Genomic DNA, 24,995 nt, shown 5'->3' on the forward strand with positions numbered 1-24,995 from the left:
GACTACGGATGACTGACGTCGCGATCGCCGGCTACGCCACGAGCGGCTTCGCCGGCGAGACGGACGAGTCGGGCAACGAGCTGGTGCTGGAGACGAACATGGCGGCACTCGACGATGCTGGCGTCACCCACGAAGACCTGGACAGCGTGATATTCACCGGCCAGGATCCCTACGACGGCGCTGCCATCAGCGACGGCCAGAAGGTCGCGACCGCCGCGGCCTACGACAAGCCGATCATGCGGGTCCAGAACGGTGGCGGGATGGCGATACACCAGGGCCGGGCGAAGATCCGGGCCGGCAAGGCCGACGTGGTCACGGTGGTCGCGGCCGACTTCGTGACCGCCGACCCCACGACACTGAGTTGGACCTCCCACGAGGCCCTGTATCACCGGCCGTTCGGGATGAACAATCGACAGTCCTACGGCTTCGTCACCCAGAACTATCTCGACGAGACCGACGCAACCCGAGAGGATCTGGCGGCAGTGGCCGCGAAAAACTACGAGGCCGCCGCGGAGAACCCCGACGCCCATCGTCGTGAGGGATACTCGACAGCGGAGGTCTTGGAGTCGGACCCGGTCGTTGGTCCGCTGACGGAGCTGATGCTCGGGCCGATGTCCTACGGCGCTGCCGTGGTCGTGCTGGTCAGCGGGGCGGTCGCCGACGAGCTCGACGATGTCCCGGGCTCCATCACCGGGACCGGCATGGCGACGGGGAAGTACGAGTACCGAGAGATGGAAAACCGGCTCCGCCAGCCGACGCTGCGTGATGCCGCAGCGACGGCCTACGACGAGGCGGGAATCGACGCCGCCGACATCGACGCCGCCGAGATGGCGACCTACGCGCCGTCGTTCGAGCTCCTGAGCTACGAGGCGCTGGGCTTCTGTGACGAGAGCGAGGGACCGTCGCTGGTCGCCGACGGCACGACGGCGATCGACGGCTCGCTTCCTGTCAACGCATCGGGCGGTCCGCTGGCGACGAGCCCGCCGAACTCCGGCGGCGTCTACCGCGCCATCGCGGCCTGCCAGCAGCTCCAGGGCGATCTCGGCCGGCAGTCCGCCGACCGGGTGCTCCTGGCGGACAACGACATGCATCTGGGCGAGCCTGCGCGGACGGACGCCCTGGTCGTCTTCGAGGGGGGATCGGCGTGACCCGGGACGTCGGTGCGGTCGGTGTCGGCTACTCCGATCCCGAGACGTTCACCGACTATCGGCTGTCGACCATGTCCAAGGAGGAGCAGGCCTTCGCGGCGATCACGGCCGCGCTGGAACACGCCGATGCCGATCCCGACGACATCGACGTCGCGCTGTTCTGCACGGTCGACGGCTTCGAGGGCACGTTCCGCGTCGAACGGACCCTCGAGGTCCTGGGGATGGGCAACGACATCCCGGTGATCAGCATCAACACCGGTGGGACCGCCGGCGGGAGCGGCGTGAAGGTGGCCTACGAGTACCTCGCCTCGGGAAAATACGACACCGCGCTCGTCTACGGCTCGCCGTCGTTCGACTCGGTGGTCGAGGCCCAGCCGGTGATGAACACGAACGCCGACCCGCTGTTCGAGCGCAACTTCGTCACGGCCATCCAGATGGGCGCGCTACCGAGTTCGGGCTACATGGAGCTCTCGGGTGCCACCCTCGAGGACTTCGCGAAGGTCGCGGCCCGGAACTACCAGAACGCCGCGATGAACCCGTACGCCCACCGCAACGAGGGCAAGACCGTCGAGGAGGTGCTCGACTCGCCGATGGTCTGTTGGCCGCTACGGCGGGCGATGACCTGTCCGGTCTCCTCCGGCGCGGCAGCGATGGTGATGGCCTCGGAGGCCACCGCCCACGAGCACTGCGACACACCGGTCTGGGTCGAGGACATCGACTCGATCAGCAACACCTTCGAGACGGGCTACCGGACCATGGACTGGTTCCCGAAGCTCGAGACGCTCGCCGACCGGGTCTACGAGCGTGTGGACGTCGAAGACCCGCTCGAGGAGTTCGACGTCGTGGAGACGTTCAACCCCTACATCCCCTTCGAGATGATCGAGTACGAGGCGATGGGCCTCTGCGAGAAGGGCGAGGCCAAACACCTCGTTCGCGACGGCGTCACGGCCAGGGACGGCGCGCTCCCGGTCAACGCCTCCGGCGGGACGCTCGCGACGAACTCCGGGATCTGCGCGTCGCTGTCCCGGCACACCGAGATCGTCCTCCAGCTGATGGGCGAGGCCGGCGAGCGCCAGATCGAGGGCGCGGAGCGTGGCGTCGCCCAGTCCTGGGGCGCGAACCTGGGCCAGTTCCAGCAGATGGCGATCTTCTCGACGAGTCGGTGAGGATCGCCACCTCTCCGGTGGCGATTTCCCCCGGTCGAGTGAGGGGCGGCCCGGCGTCCGCCGTCGACCGGACTCAGTCCTCGTCCCAGTCGTAGAACCCCCGACCCGACTTCACACCGTAATCGCCCGCTCGGACCATCTGCTTGACTAGCTGCGGGGGGCGGTAGGCGTCGCTGCCGAGCTCCTCGGCCATGTACTCGCCGACCTTGACGCGGGTGTCCCAGCCGTTGTGATCCCCGAGCTTCAGCGGCCCCATCGGGTGGTTGTATCCCAGCTCCATCGCCGTGTCGATGTCCTCGGCGGAGGCGACCCCCTCCTGAACCATCCGGGCAGCCTCCATGCCGAGAACCAGGCCCAGCCGCGACGTCGCGAAGCCGGGGAAGTCGTCGACGACGATGTGCTCGCGGCCCAGAGCCTCTGCCAGCTCCTCGGCCCGCGCCAGGGTCTCGTCGCTCGTGTGGTGGCCGGTGACGAGTTCGAGCAGCTTCATCTTCACCGGTGGGTTGAAAAAGTGCGTACCGATGACCCGCTCCGGGTGCTCGGTGGCGCTCGCGATCTCCGTGATGGACAGCGAGGAGGTGTTCGAGCCGAGAACCACGTCGGGGTCGGTCTTCGCGTCCAGTTCCTCGAAGATGGTCCGTTTGAGGTCCGTGTCCTCCGGGACCGCCTCCACGACGAACGTCGCCCGCTCGACCACGTCGTCGAGGTCCGTCGTCCCGGTTACGCGGTCGAAGACGGTGTCTGCGTCGTCGACGATGTCACGCTCCTCGGCCTCGGCCAGATCGTTCCGCAGGCGATCGAGTCCGTCGCTGACGAGCTCCTCGTCGACGTCGCGCACGATGGCGTCGAACCCCTGCTGAGCGGCGAGCTGAGCGATGCCGGTCCCCATCGTGCCGGCACCGATGACGCCGATGACTCTGGATGCCATACGTCGTTCTCCCGACCCGCAGCAAAAACGTTTGTCCCCGTGACTCCGGGCCCGGCTCGACTCGTCGAGGTTTCACCCCTCGATCGACTCGCGGACGACCCTCCCGGTCGCTGCTCTCGGCGAGCGGTCCACGGTCACCGCATCGGCAGTCTGGCCGTCGCCGTCCCGCGCACTGTGAGGTCACCGGAGCCGTCGCGCAGGGCGAGGTCGAACGTGACGAGGCCGTCGCCGTCGATCTCGCACGTCTCGGTTACCGTCGCCGTCGCCGTCACGGTCTGGCCCTCGAACACCATGTCGTGGAACCGAACGTCGAACGAGCGCAGGTCCGACGGCGACTCGAGGACGCGGACGACCGGCTGGAGGAGGTACGAGAGGTTCGCCGGGCCCTGGTTGAGCAGCCCGGGGTAGTCCAGCTCCTCCGCCCGGTTGCGGTCGAAGTGGGGGGGATACGGATCCTGGAGCAGCGCGGCCACCAGCTTCGTGTCGTCGCCGTGGAGCTCCTCGATCGTCCGCGGTTCGAGTTCGTCGCCCGGCGAGAGGTCCTCGAAACGCACGATCACGTCCCCTCCATCAGGACCATGTCCGCGACCATGTCGAAGACGGGGTCACCCGCCGGCGTCTCGGCGTCGTACGAGAGGGAGACGACGGTCAGACTCCCGCTGCTGCCGTCTTTCTCCTCGACGTCCGTGACCCGTCCAGTCACCGCCAGCGGCTGGCCGGTCTCGAGCGGGGCGTGAAACTCCACCCGGAGCTGGCCGAGCGCAGCGCCGCTCCGCCAGTCGTCCGAGAGGCGGCCCATGGTGGCCTCGACGCCACCGGTGGCTTCGAACGCGATGTGCTGTGCCATCGTGTGCGGGACGAGCTGACCCTCCTCGCCCGCGGCTGCCGCAGCCTCGTCGTACCGAAACGTCGCCTCGTCGTCACGGGTCGCGTCCGCCCACAGGAACGCCTTCCACTCCTCGACGGTAAACTGCCCGGACGGAAGTTCCGTGTCGGCAAGATCGTCTACGTCCATGCTGTGTGGCGTCGAGTACCGCTGTGGTCGCCATAAACCTTCACCACCGGCCGCGCGACGACGCCAACCCGCCTCGCATCGGTGGACTCTGGGCCCGGGGGAGGTGTCGCGTCTGGTGCTCGTGGCCAGAACGTGCTGGGGCTCCCGCGGTCCTACGGCGAATGACCGGCCAGGTCGGCAGTTCGCTTCCGGTGGAACGGCACGTTTTATCTTCGCTCGGCGAGAGATCGACATCCATGGTAGCCAGACAGGTGTGTGTGAGTAGCGATCAGCGGAGCGCCTCGAACGGTCCGGAAGCCGATGTCGGGTCCTGGAGGAATCGATGACCGACGACCTCGCCGCAGCCGGCGACGAATGTTCGACGCTCGCGGTCGCCACGGACGAACCGGTTGCGAACGCGGTGACGGTCACGCTGGACAGACCGGACACTCGAAACGCCCTCAGTCAGACGCTCCGGACGGAGTTCAAGCGAGTCTTCGAGGCGATCGAGGCGTCATCGACGCGCGTCGTCGTCCTGACGGGGTCGAACGACTCGCGAGCGTTCGCCTCGGGTGCGGACCTGACGGAACTGGCCGACCGGACGGCCCTGGAGCAGCGCGAACTGAGCAAGCGACCCCGAATCTACGAGGTCGTCGCCGGTCTCGATCAGCCGGTGATCGGCCGAATCAACGGGCTGGCGCTGGGTGGCGGCTGCGAGCTGGCGCTGGCCTGCGACGTCCGCCTGGCCGACACCCGCTCGAAGTTCGGCTTCCCGGAGGTGTCTCTCGGGCTCATCCCGGGCGGCGGCGGCACACAGCGCTTGACGGAGCTGGTCGGTGTCGGCAAGGCCAAGCAGCTGATCCTCTCGGGAGCCGTCGTCGACGCCGCCGAGGCGGACGAGCTCGGCCTCGTGGAGTCGGTTCACGACCCGGCCGACCTCGACGAAGCCGTCGCGGAGCTGGTCGACACGATGGCCCAGCACAGCCCGGTCGCGCTGGAGCTGGCCAAGCGAGCCGTCGACGCGAGCACTCGACTCGGCCGCGACGACGGCATCGACCACGAGGCGGAGCTGTTCACCGTGGCACTTGGCAGCGAGGACGCCTCGGAGGGCATCGCGGCGTTCCTGGAGGACCGCGAGCCGGAGTGGACCGGGCGCTGAGGACGAAATCGCGGAGAAAAGACCGTCTTCAGGCGAGGTCCGGCAGACCGTCCTCCTTGAGAACTGCGGCGATCTGGTTCTTCTGAATCTCGTCGGTGCCGGCCGCAAGCCGCCGGCCTCGGGCGAGCCGGTAGAGGTGTTCGAGGGGGTGACCCTGCTGGTAGCCGTTGGCCCCGTGGATCTGCAGCGACTCGGAGACGATCCGTTCGACCGACTCCGAGGAGAACAGCTTGGCGAGCGAGGAGCCGAGTCGATCGGGGATCCGTCCCTGTTCGTGGGCCCGGGAGGCGGCGCGGTAGGTCAGTGCCCTGGAGGCCTCGAGACGCTTCGCCATGTCCGCTACCTTCCACTCGATGCCCTGGAACTCACCGATCGGCTGGCCGAACTGTGAGCGCGTCTCGGCGTAGTCAAGCGCCTTGTCGAGCGCACATCGGGCGAAGGAGTTCGCCAGCGTCGCGCTCCCCAACCGTTCCCAGTTGAGGGCCTTGAGCTGCTCCTTGAACCCGTCCGCGCCGCGAGTGAGGACGTTCTCCGCGGGGACGGCCACGTCGCGCAGTTCGAACTGGGTCTGCTCGTGGTCGGCCATGTTCGTGTAGTGTTGCTGGATCTCGATCCCCGGGTCGTCGAGATCGACGATCAGCGACCCGAGGCCCTCCGAGAATTTCACCCAGACGACCGCTGCGCTGGCGTCCTCGAGATTGCTGACCCAGATCTTCTCGCCCGTGACGCTGAAGCCGTCGCCGTCCTCCTCGGCGCGGGTTCGCATCGATCCGACGTCCGATCCCGATTCCGGCTCCGAGATGGCGATGGCGATCGCCTCCTCGCCGGCGGTCACCGGCGGCAGATACCGCTCTTTCGCCGCCTCGGTGCCGAACATCTCGATGGCACGGGGGGCGACCATCTGCTGGGTGTAGAGGAAGTTCGCCGTGTCCGGACAGACTCGTCCGACGGCCTCGATCGACAGCATCGCCTCGAACTCCGTCATGCCCCCGCCGCCGTAGGTCTCGTCGATGTTGATACCCATGAACCCCCTGTCGGCGAGGAGTTCGATGTTCTCCCACGGCGTCTCGCCCTGCCACTCGAACGCGCGCTCGGCGAACTCCGTCTCCGCGATGTCCCGCAACGAGGAGACGACCATCTCTTGCTCCGCTGAGAGCGTCTGCATGGCTCCGTCTATCGGTCACTGTGTCATAATGATTGCGGGTGGCGCGGGAGGGACAGTGAGTCAGTTCGGGCTGTGAGGATCGAAGACCTCGTCGTCCTCCCCGGTGCTCGCGCCGACGGCGAGTACGACGCCGGGTTCGTCGCCGACACACCGGTGTCCGTGAGGCTCGCGGGGCAGGGCGGCGAAGAAGGTTCCCGGACCCACCGTCTCGTACGTCGGATCGTCGGCGCTCCCGAGCTTCAGCGAGAACTCACCCTCGAGGACGTAGTACAGCTCCTCCTCCGCGGTGTGGGCGTGAAAGCCGATCTCCTCGCCCGGCCGGAAGTGCCACAGTTTGGCCCCGAGCTGGGCCAGCCCCAGCATCTCGTCGACAGGGCGGATGTCGACGGTGGGACGGACGTCGTCGCGCTCGCTCAGGTCGACCAGCGGCACGTCGGCGGTGCGGACGACTCGGGGTCCAGCGACCGATCGCTCGGACTCGTCGGTGAACTCCATGGACCCGCTACGCGCAGTGCCCTGAAATAGGTAGCCCGGGCACGCCGGCCGGATCCCTCGACATCGTCGCTGCCGCAGTACGGACGGGTGTCGTCGTCGGCTCCTCCGTCGTCGGACACGGCGAGGGGGTGGAAGTGGGAGTACGGCGGGATCGGTGTGCCGTGCAGCGACGTGGGGGCATCGAGACGGTCTTCGACGAACCGGACGTCGAGTTTCGTGGTTTCGAAGCGGCTCGGAGGAGGAGCCCGATCCACCGATCGACACTCCGTCGTCCGACCAGCGCGTACCCAACTTATTTATCGTTCGGTGGTGTGGTCCTAGTTTGCAACATGCAAGAAGTTGACGACCCCGCGGCGATACTGACGGTGTCGAACCTCGTACACTGTTACATGCGGCGGATGGACAAACACGACCTGGATGGCGTCCTCGAACTCCTGCACGACGACTGCGCCATCGACTACGGGGACTTCGGCCTCTACGAGGGGCAGGACGAGGTCTCGGACTTCCTCGAAGCGTACATCGAGGGTGAAACGGGCATCCTCGACTCGTTTCACCTCGGTATCAACCCGTGGGTCACCGCCGACGGCGACACCGCGATCGGTCGCTGGCACTTCCTCGATCTGGGCCACGTCGAGGGCATCGGTGCCGCCTGGCTCGCCGGGTTCTACGAGATCGAGTTCGTCAAGAACGACGACGAGTGGCTCATCGAGAAACTCACCTACGACGCCAAATACTTCTCGCCCTACGACGAGGGCTGGGTCGAGGAACCGATGGCCAACTGACGCCGCTCCGACGGCGGTTTCTGCGGCCGCTTGCCGGTCCGTTGTCGTGGTAGAGCGATCGATGGAACGGTCTCCGGCGGGTTCGACGATCGATGGAACCCCGCTGCCGAGGGGCGTCCGCCATCGAGTGTCGACGAGCGGGGCGACCGTGGAGAGATCAGCTACACCGTTCGACGTCACACGCCACGAACGGGGGCAAAAGCTTATACCCCTCGTTTACAACGAAAGACACGCATGGATTTCAATTTCGACCTCGGGGTAGAGGATCAGCAATCGTTCATCGACCGATCCCGACAGTTCAACGTCGGCGATCTGATGCGGAAAGCCGCTCGGATGTACGCCGACGACGTGGCGGTGAGCGAACCCGGGCGGGAGGTGACGTACGCCGAGTTCAACGAGCGGGTCAACGCACTGGCGAACTCGCTTCTGGAACGGGGCTACGAGAAGTCGGAGGCCAGGGTGGCGGTCCTCGCGGAGAATCGGGGGGAGTACATCGAACCGTACTTCGCCGCAGCGAAGGTCGGCTTCCTCGTTCCGGCGCTGAACTGGCGGCTCGAGGAGGAGGAGCTGGTTCACTGTGCCAGCCTGGTCGAACCGGACGCGCTCATCGTCTCCGAGCAGTACCGGGAGAAAGCGAGCTGGATCGAAGAGGGACTCGAGGACCCACCAGACATCATCCACCTCGACGACGACGGCGACGACGGATACGAGACGCTGATCGAGAACGGGTCGACCGACGAACCCGCCCCCGACCACGAGGTCGATCCCGAACAGGGTCTCGTCGTACTGTACACCTCGGGGACGACCGGGCTTCCGAAAGGCGTCGTCATCAGCCACCGGGCGTGGCTCGCTCGGGGGTACACCTACACCATCGACTGGAACCTCGAGCGAGGCGACGGTTGGATCGCGTGGGCTCCCCTCTTTCACATCATCTCGGCCGACGCGCTTCCGGCGGTGTTCTCGCTCGGTGGGACGTACTACCCGCCGAACGGGTTCGACACCGAACGCATCGTCGACATCCTGCTGGAGAAGGACAACGGGGGGATCGGGTGGCTGTTCCTGCTCCCGGGTGTCGTCAACCAGTTCCTCGACTACCTCGACGAGAACGACGTCGACGTGGAGGACATGCGTGAGATCCGGGAGATCGGTGCGCTCGTCGACCTCGTGGACCCGAAGAAGGTCAAGCGGGTGACCGAGAAGTTCGACATGTCGTTCACGAACTCCTACGGGGCGACCGAAGACGCGAACGTGCTCAGTGCCGGAAACAACATCCCGGTCGGTGTGCTTCCCAACGACGACGACCTCGCGAAGGTCGAGTCCTCGTACGTGGACCTGAAACTGATCGACGAGGAGTGGAACGAGGTCGAAGGGCGGGGTGAGCTCGCCGCTCGCGGTCCGACGCTCTGTAGCGGATACATCAACAACCCCGAGGCCAACGAGGAGGACTTCAACGACGGGTGGTTCCGGACCGGCGACATCTTCGTCTACAACGACGACGGAAGCTACAGCTTCGTCAACCGACGGAAGTACCTCATCAAGAGTGGCGGCGAGAACATCTATCCCGCGGAGCTCGAGAAGGTCCTCCTCCAGCACGAGGAGATCGAAGAGGCGACGGTCGTTCGAGTGTCCGACGAGAAGTGGGGGGAAGTGCCCCGAGCGATCGTCAGCACGTTCAGCCCCGACGGGGTCGACACCGACGAGCTCATGGGCATGCTGAGGGAGCAGTTGGCGAACTACAAACTCCCCCACTACCTCGAGATCATCGAGCCGGAGGACTTCCCCCGCTCCGCGACGGGCAAAGTGGTCCGAGAGGAAGTCGAGGAGTGGACGGTCGACGAGACGAACCGGGTTCGCGAGGTCTGATTCGGTCCCGATTCGACCCTCGGAACGTTTCTCGCCCACCGAATACTGCACGAAACGCGAACACCCTCGGGCGATCCAAAGCATTATACTGGAGGGTGATAATGGGTAACCCGGATCAATATGAGAAACTTGGTAGACGGTAAAGCGACCGTCGTGACAGGGGGTGCTCAGGGGATCGGGGAAGCGACCGCCCTCAGGTTCGCCGAAGAGGGTGCGGACGTCGTGGTCGCCGACGTCGACGAGGAGGGCGGTCACGGCACCGTCGACGCAATCGAGGACGCCGGCGGGAGCGCCGTCTTCGTCGAGACGGACGTGTCGGAGGCGGCGGAGGTGCAGACCATGATCACCAGGTGCGTCGAGGAGTTCGGCGGAATCGACGTCCTGTTCAACAACGCCGGCATCGATGGACCGCTGGAGAACATCGTGGAGTACGACGAGGACGGGTTCGATCGAGTGATCGACGTGAACCTCAAGGGAGTCTGGCTCGGGCTGAAATACGGCATTGAGGCGATGCTGGCGGACGGCGGCGGCAGCATCATCAGCACGTCTTCCATCGGCGGACAGGTGGCGGTGCCCGAGTACAGCGGATACGGCGCGTCGAAAGCCGGCGTGAGCCTCATCACGAAGAGTGCTGCACTCGAATTTGCGACCGAGGGAATTCGAGCGAACGCCATCGCACCCGGTCTCGTGGAGACGCCGATGGTCAACGATATCATGGAGGAGAACCCGGAGATGGAAGAGCAGTTCCGGAACATGGAACCGATGGGCGGACTCGCACAACCGAAAGAGATCGCGAACTCCGTCCTGTTCCTGGGCTCCGACCTCGCGTCCCGCGTGACGGGTCACACGCTCGCTGTCGAAGGCGGCTACCTCTCCCAGTGATCCAGCTTTGCACGTCGAGTAGTACACCACGCAGGCGGGAGCAACACGGCGACAGCCGACTCCGGTGTCTCCACGACGAAGTCGACGACGAGGTGTTCGGCGAGCACTCACTCGTGAAACAGACGGACTCTAGAAAGCGATAGAAAAAATTGAAACGGTCTCCGTCCAGGTACCCCCTGGCCGATCACTTCCAGCAGCCGTAGAACACAGCCTCATACGAAGCGTTGGGGACGCTGCTCCTCGTCGAGTGCGGATCGTGGACACGGTAGGTGTCGTAGAGATCGTCACCTCCTCGTGCATTATGCCTCGAAAAGTACTATTACAAATGTTTGGCTCATCGAACGCCAACCCTCACCCTGTCGATCGAGACTAGCGAAATTTTGACACGGGGATCGTCCCGTGCTACCGGTTGTCCACGGGGAACTCGCATCGAAGGGGCCGGCCCCCGTGAGCCGGGATCGTCGCCGAGAGCCACGCATCGCTGGAAAGTCATCTCCGGAAGCAGTTCGGGCCGGCCGATCTCGTTGCGTGGGGAGGGAAACGAGCGTGTTCGCCGGAACATTTCTCGACAAGCGGCGCTGAAGCCTTCCTGGAGCTCGAACCCGATTCCGCCCCGCTGGTGACATCGAACCCGGCACTGTCGGAGACCGTTCATACACTCCTCGCTGCTCCCTGCGTGAGCGGGCCGCTCGCCGCTAGTGGATTGTCGCCCGGAACACTAACAGCCGGCGTCATCGCAGGCGGCGTGCCGTCTCGGCCGGTAAACCCTATGCCGGGCGGGTCGTGGGTGACCATCCTCGGCCGGCGGTGCCGGCCTCGCAGTCGGTTGCGCTACGCGCAACCCGTGTCGTCGGCTTCCGTCGACTCCACCGGCAGTCGCGCGTGGCGCGACTCGTGTCACGTGCCGGGGTTCGCCGCACGGTCATCGCGTCCTCGTGGACGTGCTCGGGCGGGGACTACGGCACGCAGTCGACAGTAGAGGTGGGGGAACTAAACCTTCGCGGCTGGGATCGCGTACTCCGATTCGGCGAGCTGGACGTACCCGCCGTTCCGGTAGCCGAGCTTCGCGCGCTGGTAGCGCGCGAGCACCGAGAGGCCACCGTATCCCAGCAACGGAGTCCTGAGCGTGCTGTAGCGGCCGTCCTTGAGCATTCGGCCCACCGATCGGAACGTGCGATCCCAGTCGTCGGGCTCGAACCCGCGGACGACGTCGGCCATCGCGACGTTCCGGCGGACCTCCTCGCCGACTGCGCGCTTCCACTCGCGGTTGTACGCCCCGAGTGCGCCTGCTCCCGCGAGTGCACCGGCGATCTTTCCGGTGCGGACCGCGACGTGATCGCCGCCCTCGTGGAACGCCGAGGTCGCGCCCATCGCGCCGCCGACGATCGCGACGTTCGCGCCCACGGGGGAGTCGATCGGGCGGGTCGAGGAGATGGGGTAGGACTCGACGCCGCCGCGCTTGCCGCGATCCTCGACGAGGGGGAAGTCGTCGAGATCGTAGTCGGGGTACTCGGTTTCGAGGAGTCGCCGGACGTACTCCTTGCCGGAGGGAACGGTCGTGTCGTCGGGCCGGAGAAGACGGTACGCGTCCCGGTTAGCCACGTCGTCGAGATCGAGACCGATCGGCATCGTTAGCCCCACACGAGCCACCCGGCCCTCGTTCGGGAACACCCACGGGTAGGCGGTGTGGCCAGGCATCGATCCCCACCAGAACTTGATCAGATCGTCGTCGAACAGCTCGGACGGAAACTCTCGATACTCCTGGTAGGCGATGTGGTTCGCACGGTTCGAAGCGAGGTTTTCGAGGCGTTGCTCGGCGACGAACTCTTCGAGGACGGCCCGCGTGACCGTTCGCTGTGGCCCGTCGGCCAGGATCAGATAGTCGGCTTCGATCTCGTGGCCGTCGCGCAGCGTGAGCGTGTGGCCGTCCCGCGGGTCGATCGCGACGTCCTTGACCCCGGTGCCGACCCGGTAGCCCGCCCCGGCGGCCTCGCAGCGCTCGCGGAGCCAGTCGTCGAAGCGCGCCCGGTGGAAGGTGAATCCGAACTCGGGATACGACGCATCCATCCCGGTGTCGCGGATCGTCATGCGTTCGTTCGGTCCCGCAAAGGTCGCGCCGTCGAGGTCACGCAGGATCACCTCGTCGGGGATCGCCTCGGGAAGGTCCATCAGGTCGACCCAGTAGTCCAACATGCCGGCGGCGTCGGTCGAGTCGGGGCCAGGGCCCTCTCGGTCGGCCCGCGGGACGCCCTTCTCGAAGACGACCGCGTCAGCACCCTGCCTCGCGGCCGTCCACGCGGCCGCCGTCCCCGCCGGGCCACCGCCGACCACCGCCACGTCGATCCGCTCCATGGAGACCGGGACGCCGCGGGGAATAAAGGTCTGCCCGTTTTTCGCCCGCGGCCGACCCGTGCGAGTGGACTTATACGAGGGGGCTCCGAAGGCGGCGTATGCGCCCTGACGATCGACAGCGAGGTGGGTATCGTGACTGATTCGACCCCCGACATCGCCGTGCTCCGCCGGGGCGTCCACGGCATGCCGATGGCGGAGTACGAAGCGGCGCTGCGCGAGCGCCTGCCGGAGTACGATATCCGACGAGCTGAGACGCCCGAGGAAGAACGTGAACTCCTCGCCAGCGCGACGGTCGCCACCGGTTCGACCGTGGAGCCGTCCGTACTCGATCGCGCCGGGAATCTCCGGCTGTTCGCGTGCTCGTACGCCGGCTACGGCCACCTCCCGACCGAGGCGTTCGAGGACCACGGCGTGAGCGTGACCACCGCCTCCGGAGTCCACGCGCCGAACATCGCCGAGCACGTTCTCGGCTTCCTCCTCACGTTCTGTCGCCGTCACCACGAGGGGTGGCGACGCCAGCAACGCCGCGAGTGGCGCGCCTACCCGACCCACGAACTCGCCGGCTCGACGGTGACGGTGGTGGGCCTCGGCGCGCTCGGCGGTGGCGTCGTCGAGCGCCTCGCAGGGTTCGACGTCGATACCATCGGCATCCGTCACTCGCCCGAGAAGGGTGGCCCAACCGACGAAGTCCTCGGAACCGACGACCTCCACGACGCGCTCGCCCGCACCGACCACCTCGTGCTCGCGGTCCCGCTGACTGACGAGACCGAGGGGATGATCGGCGCGGCGGAGTTCGACACCCTCCCGCCCGATGCGTTCGTCGTGAACGTCGCACGCGGCCCCGTGATCGACACCGATGCGCTGGTGTCGGCAGTGCGCTCGAATTCGATCGGGGGCGCGGGTCTCGACGTCACCGATCCCGAACCCCTCCCGGAAGACCACCCGCTGTGGGGGTTCGAGAACGTGCTCATCACGCCGCACAACGCCGGTCACACGCCAGAGTACTACGAGCGGCTCGCGGACATCGTCGCCGAAAACCTCCGGCGGGTCGAGGAGACCGGCGAGTACGAGGGACTGCGAAATCAGGTGCTCTGAAAACCGCTCCCGATCACACGGATCGCTTTCAGATCCAGCCGTCTTCCACGAGAAGCTCGCCGTTCAGCACGCTCGCGCCGGCCGCCCCGCGAAGCGTGTTGTGTGCGAGGCAGTTGTACTGCACCCCATCGCTGGTCTCGCGGACGCCGCCCGCCGCGACGCTCATCCCCTCGCCGACCATCCGATCGAGTCGGGGCTGTGGACGGTTGGGGTCCTCGAAGACCTCGATCAGCTGATCGGGCGAGCTGTGGAGATCGAGCGAGGGGGCCTCGCGCATGGCGGCCATCGCGTCGTCGGCGGTGAGCGCTTCCTCAGTCTCGGCCCACGCGCTTTCGAGGTGGCCGTCGAGCGTCGGCACGCGGTTGCACGAGGCCGCGACGTCGACGTCGTGGAGGTCGATCGCCGCGCCGTCGAACGAGCCGAGGAGTTTGCGGGTCTCGGTCTCCATTTTCTCCTCCTCGCCGCCGATGTGCGGGAGCACGTTGTCGAGGATCTCCATCGAGCTCACGCCCGCGTAGCCCGCACCCGAGACCGCCTGCATCGTGGCGACGTGCACGGTGGAAAGACCGAACCCGTCGAGCGCCGCGAGCGTCGGCACCATCGTGATCGTCGAGCAGTTGGGGTTCTTCACGAGGGCCCCGTCCCAGCCGCGCTCGTCGCGCTGGACTTCGAGGAGGTCGAGGTGGTCGTGGTTGACCTCCGGGATCGTGAGTGGCACGTCGTCGGCCATCCTGGCGTTCGAGGAGTTCGACGAGACCACGTACCCTGCCTCGCAGAACCCGGGTTCGACTCGCTCGCCGACCGACGAGGGAAGCGACGAGAAGAGAAGGTCGACGTCGTCGGGGACGGCGTCGGGATCGGTCCGTTCTACGACGAGTTCCGCGACGTCATCCGGAATCGGCGTCTCGATCCGCCACTTTGCCGCCTCGCGGTAGGACTTGCCGGCGCTGTCGTCGCTCGCGGTCAGGGTCGCGATCTCGAAGGCGGGGTGGGGATCGAGAAGCTGGATCAGCCGCTGCCCGACGGCCCCGGTGGCCCCGAGAACGCCGACGCGTGTGGAAGACATTGCCGAGGGTAGGGAAAGCGTGGGTGAAAACCGTTCTGGTCGGCACAAACACCGCCGTTCGACCGTGTAAGAAGGCGTCGGCGTCGTCCCTGTACAGGGTTCCGATCCCGTCTCAGGCCGCCGCGTTCCCCTGTCGCTTGCGGGTGACGTAGCCCGCGATGCGGTTGCGGACGTTCTTCGAGGTGACGTTCGTGAGCGCGGTCACGCTCTCCTTGTTGTGCTCGAAGTCGGTCGAGAACGCCTCGGGATACCGTTCGAGCAGCTGTGTGCCGGTCTTCTTGATGTAGGCCGGTTTGATCGCCATGGCGGATGGTGTCGGTCGTGGGGTATAAACGACCCGCTCTCGCCCGCTCGCTCACTCGTCCGTGTCGTCCTGGCTTCCGTCCCAGGCTGTGCGGTCACGAACCAGCGCCATCGCCTCGCGCTCGCGCTCGCCGCCGCAGGTCTCGACCACGCTTTCGAAGTAGGCAAGCCGGTCGCGGAGTTCGTCGGTGTCGTAGGCGTCGACGTCGAGCCGCGAGGCCGCGACGGTAGCTTCGATCACCGCCCCGTAGCCCCGGTTGGTGGTCGGCACGCGCTCGGCTTCGACGCCCGACTCGACGGGCGTGAGTTCCCACTCCGCCCACGACGTTCCCCCTGACTCGCCCCCATCGGCCCGCTCGACCGTGACGCGCACCCACGCGTCGGCTGCGGGATGGGTAGGCGAAGAGCGTTCGAAGATCGAGAACGCGCTCTCCGCGAACACGGCCGGATCGGCGAGGAACTGGACGACGCCTTCGCCCTCCTCATGGAAGTTGCGCCTGGTCCGCGTTTTCCCCCACGTGCGAGCGGTCACGGGATCGCCGGCGTGGAGGCCGAGCGCCGCGAAGTTCCACTTCTCGTTGGGACCGAGCGTCGCCACCACCGACTCGGTCACGCCACGGAGCGCGACGGGCCACTCGACATCGCTTTCGGTCGGCTCGGTCATACGTCGAGCCCGCGTTCGAGTGCGACGAACAGTCCGGCGGCGACGAGATCGGCGGTCGTCCCCGGGTTCACGCTGCGCTCGACGAGATCGTCGGCGAGAGTCTCGGGATCGAGGTCGCCGTCCAGCGCCGCCTGTGCGTCCTCCGAAACCTCCTGTGCAGTGGGCTCGCCGTGTTTCGTGACGACGTGCGTATCGGGTTCGTCCGCAAGGAGTTCGAGGAAGACCCGTGCCGCGCGCTCCGACACCGGGCCATCGAGTGCGGCGATGCGATCGGCCGCGGCGAACGTCCGTGGGAATCCCGACACCCACTCGCGGGCGACGCCGTCGCGGTCGGCGCTCCGTTCGAACAGCTCGTACAGGGTCACTCCTCGTTCCTCGATCGCCGGCACGGCGTCGGCTCCCCGCCGGACGTCGAGGGCCTCCATGTCCGCCGGCGGGTCGTCGACCGCGACGTCGACGTGCTCGAACGCCCGGTAGAACGCGGCGGCGTCGTCGACTGTGGTGGCTTCGACGACGGCTGCGGCGCGCTCCGGCGTCAGCGCCCCGTTGCCGGACGACGATCCGTTTTCGTTGCCTGCCGCTCGGACCAGTGGCATGAGCAACAACAGCGCGCCGAACTGGGTGTTGCCGCCGCGCTGATCGGCCATGCCCTCGATCGCGCGCTCGAACGACGCTCCGACGGGATCGTCCGCTGCGGCCATTCGGAGGCCCTGGCTCGCGCCGACCGCACCGGCCATGAAGTGTTCGAACCGAAGGTCGGGGTACTCGCGTGCGCGGTCGACGTTGCCTGGCTTTGGCGTCGCGGTGACTTCGAGCAACAGCGCCAACTGAGCGTTCTCAGCCGACGTTCTCATCCGCTCGCACCCGGCTCGACTCGGTCAGTCCCGTTTTCCGGCTCTGCGAACCACTCCTCGGTCGCCCGCCGAACGCGTTTCAGCACCGTCGGCCGGTCGCTCGGCCGCCCCACGCTCACGGCGTCGGCCCCGTGATCGAGGTACTCGCGGGCTGTCGCGGCGTCGCGGACGCCGTTGTTGGCGATCACGAACGCGTCGGTCGCGCTCGCGACGTCGGCGATCACCGGTTCGGAGTCCATCGCGTCGACGTGGATCACGTCGGCCCCGGCGGCGTCGATCCAGCGGGCCGTATCGGGCAGCGAGACGCCTGGCACCTCGGCACGGATCTTCACGCTCACCGTCGCGCCCGTCTCGGCGGCAGTCTCGACGTACTCGCACAGCCGATGGGCATCTCGAAGGAGGGTCTCGCCACAGCCGACCGCGCACAGCTCGTCCTGGCGGCAGTGGGCGTTGATCTCGCAGAGCGCATCGTGGTCGGCACAGACTCCCGCGACATCGCGGATCGGCGCGCGCGACGCGCTCCGGACGTTGATCCCCGCGCGGAGCGGCGCGTCGTCGAGGGAAGCGAGTTGGGAATCGACGAACGCGATCGGGTCGTCGGGGAGGAACTCGGTGCGATCGCGGGCGACGAGCTGACGCGCCGCCCGCCGGGAGGGTTCGTCGAGCGCGACACCACCGAGGAATGCCGCACCGACGTGGTCTTCGACCGCCCGCGCCCACGCCGCGTCGGACTCGCCGCTGAGGCTCGCGAGTGCGAGTCGCGGTTCGAACATCAGGCCGCCTCCCGTCCGAGTTCGAGAGCTTCCTCGACAGCGCGTGCGACGCGGGTCGAGTCCTCGGTGTCGTCGATCGTGATGTCGGTCGTTACGGTCGGCCGACCGAGATTCGTGGAATCGGCGTCGTCGATCACGAACGCGTCGGCGAACGGGTAGGACTCGGCGACGCCGGCGGTGCTCGGCTTGACGCCGACGGCGTCCATCAGCTTCGCTGCCGGTCCCGAGAAGAGCTCCTCGCCGACGAACGGCGAGACCGCAACCACGGTGGTTTCGGCGAGTGCGTCGGGCACGCCGTCGAGCGCAAGCAACGGTCCGAGGCTCGTCACGGGGTTCGAGGGGCCGATCACCACCGGTTCGGCGAGCGCGTCGCGCACCGCGGCCGTCGGGGCTGCACCGCCGTTCCGGCTGCCGTGTTTCTCTCCGTCCGCCCCACGAAACTCGACGTCCTCGATCGTCGGTTCGCCGCCGTGGGCGACCCAGAACTCTTGGAAGTGCATCGTCCCCTCGGGAGTGTGGATGATCGTCGCCACCGGGTCGTCGCTCATCGGCAGCAGCGAGACGTCGAGTGAGAACGCGTCGGCGAGCCGTTCGGTTGTTTCGGTGAGCGTGTGACCTTCATCGAGCAGGCTCGTCCGGAGGAGGTGCATGGCTCTGTCACGATCGCCGATGGTCATGAACTCACCCACGCCCGAAAAGCGTCGCCAGCGCGCGAGATCGCGTCCTTCGGTCTGGCGCTCGTCGGAGAGATAGCGCGGGCCGGTGTCGAACCCTGCTTTCTCGGAGAGTTCGCGGAGCTCGTCGTGAGTTTCCGTACTGTCGCCGTCGATCCCCCACCACCGCTCGCGATCGAGGACGCCGCCGCGCTCGAACAGGACGGTATCGAGGTCGGGACAGACGAGATGGCCGGCGATCTCGACATCGTCGCCGGTGTTGCAGACGACCGTGGTATCGGCGGGATCGAAGACCGACTCGGCTCCGGGGAGCAGTTTCGGTGTCCCTGTGCCCCCGGAGAGAAACGTCACCATAGCTCGGCGTGAGCCGTGAGTGGAGTAAACGCTTGTGCTCGCCTCATCGTATGCGCATCGTATGCGGTGGTCGGGAAGCGAGTCAGGGTCGTGATTCGCTACGCCGGCCGTTCGTAGTCGGGGTCGAACATCCGCGCGGACAACGGTGCCGGGTCACCCTCGGTGAGGTTGTACTCGGCGAAGTCGTCGACGCCGGCCTCGCGGAGGATTGCCTCGTCGTAGACCGCGTTGCCGGTGTATTCGGTGCCGCGATCGAGGAGTTCGAGCACCGTGTCCGCGACGATGGCGGGCGAGCGCCAGTCGTCCTCGGTGCCCATGCCGAAATAGCGCGTCGCGCGGGTGTCGATCGCGGTCACCGGCCAGAACGCGTTGGCCGCGATCCCGTCGCCTTCGAGCTCGCCGGCGAGCGAGAGCGTGACGAACGTCATCCCCAGCTTCGACCACGCGTAGGCGGCCTTCCCCGACCCGCGATCCATCGTCACCGGCGGCGCGTTCGTCAGAATCTGTCCACCACCGATCTCGCGCAGGTGCGGGACGAACGCGCGGGAAGTGAGGTACGTCCCACGGACGTTGACCGCGGTCATGAGATCGAAGCGGTTCGCGGGCATCGACTCGACGCTCGCGAGTTCGATCGCGCTGGCGTTGTTGACGACGATGTCGACCTCGCCGAAGACATCGATCGCCTCCGCGGCGGCCGCGGCGACTGCCTCGGCGTCGCGGAGGTCGAGCTGGATGGCGTGACTATCGACGCCGCGCGCCTCGCATTCGGCGGCAGTTTCGTGGATCGTTCCGTCGAGATCGGCGTCGTCATCGTCGACGGTCTTTCCGGTCGAGACGACGTTGCAACCACGATCGGCGAGCGAGAGCGCGATCGCCTTGCCGATCCCGCGCGTCGTCCCGGTGATGAACGCCGTGCGACCGTCGAGATCCGGGGCAGCCACGTCGGACATACTTCCGTGCAGTGCGGCCCGGACATAAGGCTGTGTGAGGGGCAGAGATGTCGGGCCGAACCCAGCGACGATAGCGAACGAACCACCGGATGGCTTCCACGAGCAGCAACAGGGCCAGCGTCCGGGGTCTCGATGGGTATAAATCGCCACGTCGACTACCGTGACGTCCCAGCGTCCAAACCATGAACCCGAAACTCCCGCAACGACACACGACGGGGCGAGAAGCGGCGTCCGTGCCAGCGGGGTGGCAGTGAGATGCCCTGGGGCGTCCACACGGAGTTCACCGAGGAGGAAGGCCCGGAGGTCGAAATCGACGAGGAGCAAGAGGAAGTCGAGCGCGGCGAGGACGGCACCGAGACCACCGAGGCGTTCGACATCGCCGAGGCGATCGCGAACATCGACTGAGCGAACGCACCGTGACCGACACGGCAGCAACGGGTTGGGCACGCAACTTTTTCACCAGACACGCCGAAACCCCTCCCAATGAAGACGATCAAGGACAGCGTCCACGATCACATCGAGGTCGCGGGCGTCGCGCGGGAGCTCCTCGACACTCCAACTGTCCAGCGCCTCCGCCACGTCCGTCAGCTTGGCACTGTCGATCTCGTCTACCCTTCCGCCAACCACACCCGCTTCGAGCATAGTTTGGGAGTGTACCACCTCGCCGACCGCGCCCTCTCCCATCTCGGGATCGAGGGTCGCCAGGCCGAGCGCGTCCGGGCGGCCGCGCTGCTCCACGACGTCGGCCACGGCCCCTACAGCCACAATTTGGAGGCGCTCGTCCACCGCCGCACCGGGAAGTTCCACGACGACGTCGACGAACTCCTCTCGACCGGGGAGGTCGCCACGATCCTCGAAGCCCACGACCTCGATCCCGACCGGATCGCGGGCCTCGTCGCGGGCGAGGGCCGGCTCGGACAGTTGGTGTCGGGCGAACTCGACGTCGATCGGATGGACTACCTGATACGGGACGCTCACCACACCGGTGTTCCCTACGGCACTGTGGACCACGGCCGGCTCGTCCGCGAGCTCCGGTTCGTCGACGGCGAGCTCGCGCTCGCGGAGGGCAACGTCCAGACCGCGGAATCGCTGCTGCTCGCGCGGGCGCTGATGAACCCGACAGTGTACAGCCATCCCGTCGCCAGAATCGGCAAGGCGATGCTCCGGCGAGCGACCGAACGACTGCTCGACGGCAACGTGACCGATGGGAGCGGCGAGAACGGGGTCGGTGGCGACTCGATCGACGCCGAGGCACTCCGCCGGATGGACGACCACGACCTCCTCGTGGCGCTCCGGAGCCACGACCGGACCGCGGCGGACGCCGCACGACTCGGCCGGCGCGACCTCTACAAGCGCGCGGTCTGGGCCGAACTCCGCGATACGCCCGACGAGATCGTGGACGCCGATCACGCCACCGTCCGCGAGCACGAGCGCGAGATCGCCGACAGCGCCGGGGTCGATTCGGGCGACGTGATCCTCGACGTGCCCGCACGCCCGAGCATGACCGAGTCCTCCTCGCGCGTCGTGGTGGGTGGCGAGATCCGACCGCTCGGCCGCCAGTCGACGCTGGTCGAGGCGCTCAACACTACGCAGCGCGACCAGTGGCGGCTCGGCGTGTACGCGCCCGCTGACATCACCGAGCAGGTGGGGACGGCGGCCGTTTCGGTACTCGGCCTCGACATCGACGGCACGCTGGTCTCGGACGTGAGGCCGGGAATCCACGCGACGCTCGACGAGTTTTCGAGCGAGTGACGACAGAAAACGGGTTTTCGACTGAGTGCAGGCAACTCACTGGAGAACCCAGTGAGGACAACCGCTTCGTCGGCGGCGAATCCCGATACAAATGAGAGACCGCAGTCCACGCCCTCCCCAGCCGATTCGCTCCGCTCACTCCGTTCGCTTCGCTCATCCCTCGCGCGAGTCGCACGCTTCGCGTGCTCCCGCGCGCCACCGCTGGTGGTGGATGGATTCGTGGCCGACAGTGTGATTCAAGACTCCCGACGACCGAGCGCGACCATGAACATCGAGGGCACGATTCTCCGCGGGCGGGAACTCGAACCGATCGAGGGCCGGGTCGTGATCGAGGACGGCGAAATCACGGCTGTCGAGGAGGCCACGGTCGATTCCGCGAACATCGTCCTGCCGGCGTTCGTCAACGCCCACACCCACATCGGCGACTCGATCGCGAAAGAGGCCGGCGGCGGTCTCTCGCTCGACGAGCTCGTCGCGCCGCCCGACGGGCTGAAACACCAGTTGCTCCGGGATGCGAGCCGGGAGGAACTCGTCGCGGCCATGCGCCGGACGATCGCGTTCATGCGCGAGACCGGGACGGGCGCGTTCTGCGAGTTCCGCGAGGGCGACGTGGAGGGGGTGCGCGCGGTCGAGGAGGCACTCGCCGACGCCGATCTCGACGCGACGGTGCTCGGCCGCGGCTCGATCGCCGCGATGGAAGCGAGCGACGGCTACGGCGCGAGCGGCGCGCGCGACGACGAGTTCGCCCGCGAACGCGAGGCCACCCGCGAGGCGGACAAGCTGTTCGGAATCCACGCCGGCGAGCGCGATCCCCACGACATCGACCCCGCGCTCGACCTCGATCCCGATTTCCTGGTCCACATGGTCCACGCCGAACCCGACCACCTCGATCGTGTCGAACGCGAGGAATATCCAATAGTGATCTGCCCGCGCTCGAACCTCGTGACAGGAGTCGGCGTTCCGCCGGTCGACGCGCTCGCCGACCACACGACGGTCGCGCTCGGGACCGACAACGCGATGCTCGACAGCCCCTCGATGTTCCGCGAGATGGAGTTCACCGCAAAGCTCACAGGATCGTCGGCTCGCGAGGTGCTCCGGATGGCGACGGTCAACGGGGCCGAGATCCTGAATCTCGACTGTGGGATTATCGAACCGGGCCGCGCGGCGCGCGTGCTCGTGCTCGACGGCGACTCGAACAACCTCCACGGCGCGCGCGATCCTGTCCGCGCGGTCGTCCGTCGGGCGGGGGTCGGCGACGTCGAGCGCGTGGTGTTGCCGGAATCGAGGACGGCGGAACGTTGATTCCGGCGTGAACAGTTAACACGACTGGGGTCGAAGTCGACACAGACGTCATGTACGATCGCATTCTCGTGCCGACCGACGGCTCTCCCGGAGCGGATCGCGTGGCCGATCACGCCGCCGAACTCGCGGCGATCCACGACGCCGAACTCCACGCGATCTACGTGGTCAACACCGCGGGCTACGCCGGGCTGCCGGCCGACACCGCGATCGAGGGCCTCGGGACGATGCTGCACGATCAGGGCAAGGCGGCGCTCGATCGGGCCGCCGAACGCGTCGGAGACGTCCCGTTCGAGCGCGTGCTCGTCGACGGCACGCCGAGTGCGGAGATCGTCGAGTACGCGGAAGGCGAGGAGTGTGACCTGATCGTGATGGGGACCCACGGCCGCGGCGGCATCGACCGTCTCCTCCTCGGAAGCGTCGCCGAGCGGGTCGTCCGCACCTCGTCGGTGCCCGTGCTCACGGTGCGAGTCGATGGAGAGCAAACGGACGAGTCCTCGACGGACGGGATGACCGACGAACCGGCGAGCGGATCGTAGACGGCGGTTTTCACGCCGGTCGGAGGTGCTCGCAGTCGCCGGCGTGAACACGGATCCGTCCGTCGTCGGTCTCGACGACCAGGCTGCCGGGGAACTCGACGTCGACGGCCTCGCCCACGATCTCGTCGGTCGGCGTCTCGACCCGTACTCGCTGCCCGATCGTGAGCGCGTGCTCGCGCCACGCCCCGATGACTCGCTCGGGGTCATTTCGGAGAGCATCGAACCGTTCGAGGAGGCGCTGGACGAACCGCCGGCGGTCCACGCTCCCGGTGTGGGCGAGCAGGCCGGTCGCGCCCGTGGGGAGCCCGTCATCGCTGACGTTGATCCCGATGCCGATGACAACCCACGAGACACGGTCGGCCTCGCCCTCCATCTCGGTGAGGATCCCCGCGAGCTTGCGGTCCCCGTTCTCGTCGCCAGACTCGCCGGGAACGAGAAGATCGTTCGGCCACTTGATCCGGGCGTCGACGCCAGCCTCGCGGGCCGTCTCGGTCGCCGCGACCGCCGCCGCGAGCGTCAGGATCGGGGCGTGGGCCGGCGGCAGGTCGGGCCGGCAGAGCACGCTGAGCCAGATCCCTCCCGGTGGTGAGACCCAGCCCCGATCGAGTCGCCCCCGACCGCCGGTCTGCTCGTCGGCGACCACCGCGATGTCGGTCGCACCCTCGGCGGCGAGTTCGCGTGCGCGAGCATTCGTGCTCGGGAGCCCCTCGTGGTACTCGATTTCGAAGGGTGCGTCGAGACCGAACGCGATCGCCTCGCCGCCGTATGCGGGGACGCTATCGAGTCGGTAGCCCGCATCATCGCTCTCGATCCCGAAGCCGGCCTCGCGGAGCGCCTCGACGTGTTTCCAGACCGCCGCGCGCGAGACACCCAACTGTTCGGCGAGGTCGGGGCCCGAAACTGGCCCGTCGGCGATGGCGTCGAGAACTTCGCGGCGCGTCTCCTGCATACCGGCAGTTACGATCACCGAGGCATAAATCGATATGTGATGTGACGCTCAGTACCGGACAACCCCTTCGAAACGCACGTTCTCCTCCTCGGCAGAAGAACTATCTATTGGCGAGAATGTCTATCGGTAGTGTCTCTATCGCTGCCACTGGCGAGAGCGATCGGAATACTCGCGTTCGTGCTGGTCGTGCTCGTTTTCGTCGTTTTCACCCTGTCCATGTGGCGGTATCTGGAGAACGCGGACTGGGGACGGCTCGATTTTCTGCGCAACACTCTACCGGCTCGTTTACTGACGGGCATCGTGATTGCGTTCGTGTTCTGGCTTTTCGTCAGCGTTCTGTTCGGGACAGTCAGTCCGTGGCTTCTCTCCCCCTTCTCTTGACTGACGGAAACTCTGCTGTTCGGCTCCGTGCGTTCGTCCTCGTCACGGCTGTCGCAGTCGGTGACGAGTGATCTGCATTGCAGTACCGACCTGCATCGTGCTACCAGTCCTTCTGTAAGCGCGCTCGCAACGTCACCCCAATGGACCATATCCACAAAAAGTTGATAATCGACACAACAAGCATTCCGGTAATGATACTGCTACAACATCCGACGGTGCCACGAGGCCCATCCGATTCGCTGCTCTTCGTGTTCGTCCTGCTCGTCGTCGGACTGTTCCTGTGGAGAGTCTACCGCTAATCCGGATTCAGGTCGGCCATGCGACACCGTTGACGGCGAATCGAGCTGTCCGCTCGCCCTGCACTGGTGGTGGCGGCAGCCGCGGAGTGATGCGGAGGCTGCGGCGGTC

At 66.8% G+C, this 24,995-nt stretch carries 26 protein-coding genes; 12 read left to right on the plus strand and 14 right to left on the minus strand.

Going from position 1 to position 24,995, the window contains the following annotated elements; translation table 11 throughout:
* Positions 1-8: 8 nt before the first annotated feature.
* Both TX76_RS03315 and TX76_RS03320 read left to right on the plus strand, forming a co-directional pair.
* A complete protein-coding gene (locus tag TX76_RS03315) occupies positions 9-1,148 on the plus strand; it encodes a thiolase family protein (RefSeq protein WP_049899079.1) in 1,140 nt (379 codons plus the stop codon).
* The gene (locus TX76_RS03320) at positions 1,145-2,314 is read left to right on the plus strand and encodes a thiolase family protein (protein WP_049899080.1); all 1,170 of its coding nucleotides are present in this window, start codon (positions 1,145-1,147) and stop codon (positions 2,312-2,314) included. Before TX76_RS03315 ends, TX76_RS03320 begins: the two co-directional genes overlap by 4 nt.
* 73 nt (positions 2,315-2,387) lie before the next feature.
* On the opposite strand, the gene TX76_RS03325 is transcribed toward TX76_RS03320, so the two are convergent.
* The 3 genes from TX76_RS03325 to TX76_RS03335 all read right to left on the minus strand — a co-directional run bounded on the left by TX76_RS03325 (position 2,388) and on the right by TX76_RS03335 (position 4,257).
* A complete protein-coding gene (locus TX76_RS03325) occupies positions 2,388-3,242 on the minus strand; it encodes a 3-hydroxyacyl-CoA dehydrogenase family protein (protein WP_049899083.1) in 855 nt (284 codons plus the stop codon).
* 134 nt (positions 3,243-3,376) lie between these two features.
* Positions 3,377-3,796, minus strand: a complete 420-nt coding sequence (locus TX76_RS03330; RefSeq protein ID WP_079890743.1) for a MaoC family dehydratase — start codon at positions 3,794-3,796, stop codon at positions 3,377-3,379.
* 2 nt (positions 3,797-3,798) lie between these two features.
* On the minus strand, positions 3,799-4,257 hold the full coding sequence (locus TX76_RS03335; protein ID WP_049899086.1) for an FAS1-like dehydratase domain-containing protein: 459 nt from the start codon (positions 4,255-4,257) through the stop codon (positions 3,799-3,801).
* Between the two features lie 322 nt (positions 4,258-4,579).
* Here TX76_RS03335 and TX76_RS03340 point away from each other — a divergent pair, with 322 nt between their 5' ends.
* Positions 4,580-5,395 carry an enoyl-CoA hydratase/isomerase family protein gene (locus TX76_RS03340; protein ID WP_049899088.1) on the plus strand — a complete coding sequence of 272 codons (816 nt, stop codon included), beginning with the start codon at positions 4,580-4,582 and terminating at the stop codon, positions 5,393-5,395.
* A 28-nt stretch (positions 5,396-5,423) separates the two neighbouring features.
* Here the strand turns inward: TX76_RS03340 and TX76_RS03345 are convergent, their stop codons facing one another.
* Together TX76_RS03345 and TX76_RS03350 are read right to left on the minus strand one after the other, a co-directional pair.
* Positions 5,424-6,560: an acyl-CoA dehydrogenase family protein gene (locus TX76_RS03345; protein ID WP_049899090.1), complete on the minus strand. Its 1,137-nt coding sequence runs from the start codon at positions 6,558-6,560 to the stop codon at positions 5,424-5,426.
* Between the two features lie 60 nt (positions 6,561-6,620).
* The gene (locus TX76_RS03350) at positions 6,621-7,055 is read right to left on the minus strand and encodes a cupin domain-containing protein (RefSeq protein WP_049899092.1); all 435 of its coding nucleotides are present in this window, start codon (positions 7,053-7,055) and stop codon (positions 6,621-6,623) included.
* A gap of 329 nt (positions 7,056-7,384) precedes the next feature.
* On the opposite strand from TX76_RS03350, the gene TX76_RS03355 reads away from it, so the two are divergent.
* The 3 genes from TX76_RS03355 (at position 7,385) to TX76_RS03365 (ending at position 10,582) form a co-directional block, all read left to right on the plus strand.
* Entirely contained in the window at positions 7,385-7,837 is a 453-nt protein-coding gene (locus TX76_RS03355) for a nuclear transport factor 2 family protein (RefSeq protein WP_049899093.1), read from the plus strand.
* Positions 7,838-8,071: 234 nt separating this feature from the next.
* The gene (locus TX76_RS03360; protein ID WP_049899095.1) at positions 8,072-9,700 is read left to right on the plus strand and encodes a class I adenylate-forming enzyme family protein; all 1,629 of its coding nucleotides are present in this window, start codon (positions 8,072-8,074) and stop codon (positions 9,698-9,700) included.
* Positions 9,701-9,820: 120 nt separating this feature from the next.
* Complete coding sequence (locus tag TX76_RS03365) at positions 9,821-10,582, plus strand: SDR family NAD(P)-dependent oxidoreductase (RefSeq protein WP_049899097.1); 762 nt, start codon at positions 9,821-9,823, stop codon at positions 10,580-10,582.
* A gap of 990 nt (positions 10,583-11,572) precedes the next feature.
* Here TX76_RS03365 and TX76_RS03370 read toward each other — a convergent pair.
* Positions 11,573-12,934 carry an NAD(P)/FAD-dependent oxidoreductase gene (locus TX76_RS03370; RefSeq protein ID WP_049899099.1) on the minus strand — a complete coding sequence of 454 codons (1,362 nt, stop codon included), beginning with the start codon at positions 12,932-12,934 and terminating at the stop codon, positions 11,573-11,575.
* 132 nt (positions 12,935-13,066) lie between these two features.
* Here TX76_RS03370 and TX76_RS03375 point away from each other — a divergent pair, with 132 nt between their 5' ends.
* Positions 13,067-14,029: a D-2-hydroxyacid dehydrogenase gene (locus TX76_RS03375; RefSeq protein ID WP_049899394.1), complete on the plus strand. Its 963-nt coding sequence runs from the start codon at positions 13,067-13,069 to the stop codon at positions 14,027-14,029.
* Between the two features lie 28 nt (positions 14,030-14,057).
* Here TX76_RS03375 and asd read toward each other — a convergent pair whose 3' ends face one another.
* From asd to TX76_RS03410, 7 genes are all read right to left on the minus strand, one after another.
* The gene (gene asd, locus TX76_RS03380; RefSeq protein ID WP_049899101.1) at positions 14,058-15,095 is read right to left on the minus strand and encodes an aspartate-semialdehyde dehydrogenase; all 1,038 of its coding nucleotides are present in this window, start codon (positions 15,093-15,095) and stop codon (positions 14,058-14,060) included.
* Between the two features lie 112 nt (positions 15,096-15,207).
* Positions 15,208-15,399, minus strand: a complete 192-nt coding sequence (locus tag TX76_RS03385; RefSeq protein ID WP_006076956.1) for a 30S ribosomal protein S17e — start codon at positions 15,397-15,399, stop codon at positions 15,208-15,210.
* 51 nt (positions 15,400-15,450) lie between these two features.
* Positions 15,451-16,062 (minus strand): DUF447 domain-containing protein, encoded by a 612-nt coding sequence (locus TX76_RS03390; protein ID WP_049899105.1) that lies wholly within the window; start codon positions 16,060-16,062, stop codon positions 15,451-15,453.
* On the minus strand, positions 16,059-16,916 hold the full coding sequence (locus TX76_RS03395; RefSeq protein ID WP_049899106.1) for a triphosphoribosyl-dephospho-CoA synthase: 858 nt from the start codon (positions 16,914-16,916) through the stop codon (positions 16,059-16,061). The genes TX76_RS03390 and TX76_RS03395 overlap by 4 nt, the downstream gene beginning before the upstream one ends.
* Entirely contained in the window at positions 16,913-17,689 is a 777-nt protein-coding gene (locus TX76_RS03400) for a tRNA-dihydrouridine synthase (RefSeq protein ID WP_049899108.1), read from the minus strand. Before TX76_RS03400 ends, TX76_RS03395 begins: the two co-directional genes overlap by 4 nt.
* Positions 17,689-18,717: a 2-phospho-L-lactate transferase gene (gene cofD / locus TX76_RS03405; protein WP_049899110.1), complete on the minus strand. Its 1,029-nt coding sequence runs from the start codon at positions 18,715-18,717 to the stop codon at positions 17,689-17,691. The genes TX76_RS03400 and cofD overlap by 1 nt, the downstream gene beginning before the upstream one ends.
* 98 nt (positions 18,718-18,815) lie before the next feature.
* Positions 18,816-19,667, minus strand: coding sequence for an SDR family oxidoreductase (locus TX76_RS03410; protein ID WP_049899113.1), 852 nt, complete (start codon positions 19,665-19,667; stop codon positions 18,816-18,818).
* 255 nt (positions 19,668-19,922) lie between these two features.
* Here TX76_RS03410 and TX76_RS17450 point away from each other — a divergent pair, with 255 nt between their 5' ends.
* The 4 genes from TX76_RS17450 to TX76_RS03425 all read left to right on the plus strand — a co-directional run bounded on the left by TX76_RS17450 (position 19,923) and on the right by TX76_RS03425 (position 23,257).
* Positions 19,923-20,072 carry a hypothetical protein gene (locus TX76_RS17450; protein ID WP_154018987.1) on the plus strand — a complete coding sequence of 50 codons (150 nt, stop codon included), beginning with the start codon at positions 19,923-19,925 and terminating at the stop codon, positions 20,070-20,072.
* A gap of 78 nt (positions 20,073-20,150) precedes the next feature.
* Positions 20,151-21,419, plus strand: coding sequence for an HD domain-containing protein (locus TX76_RS03415; protein ID WP_049899115.1), 1,269 nt, complete (start codon positions 20,151-20,153; stop codon positions 21,417-21,419).
* 264 nt (positions 21,420-21,683) lie between these two features.
* Complete coding sequence (locus tag TX76_RS03420; protein WP_049899116.1) at positions 21,684-22,721, plus strand: amidohydrolase family protein; 1,038 nt, start codon at positions 21,684-21,686, stop codon at positions 22,719-22,721.
* A gap of 50 nt (positions 22,722-22,771) precedes the next feature.
* Positions 22,772-23,257, plus strand: coding sequence for a universal stress protein (locus TX76_RS03425; RefSeq protein WP_049899118.1), 486 nt, complete (start codon positions 22,772-22,774; stop codon positions 23,255-23,257).
* A 10-nt stretch (positions 23,258-23,267) separates the two neighbouring features.
* Here the strand turns inward: TX76_RS03425 and TX76_RS03430 are convergent, their stop codons facing one another.
* Positions 23,268-24,206, minus strand: coding sequence for a biotin--[acetyl-CoA-carboxylase] ligase (locus tag TX76_RS03430; RefSeq protein ID WP_049899120.1), 939 nt, complete (start codon positions 24,204-24,206; stop codon positions 23,268-23,270).
* A gap of 129 nt (positions 24,207-24,335) precedes the next feature.
* On the opposite strand from TX76_RS03430, the gene TX76_RS03435 reads away from it, so the two are divergent.
* Positions 24,336-24,587 (plus strand): hypothetical protein, encoded by a 252-nt coding sequence (locus TX76_RS03435; protein WP_049899121.1) that lies wholly within the window; start codon positions 24,336-24,338, stop codon positions 24,585-24,587.
* The last annotated feature ends 408 nt before the right edge of the window (positions 24,588-24,995 follow it).

The sequence above is a fragment of the Halococcus agarilyticus genome (genome assembly GCF_000334895.1).
GTDB classification, from domain to species: Archaea; Halobacteriota; Halobacteria; order Halobacteriales; family Halococcaceae; genus Halococcus; species Halococcus agarilyticus.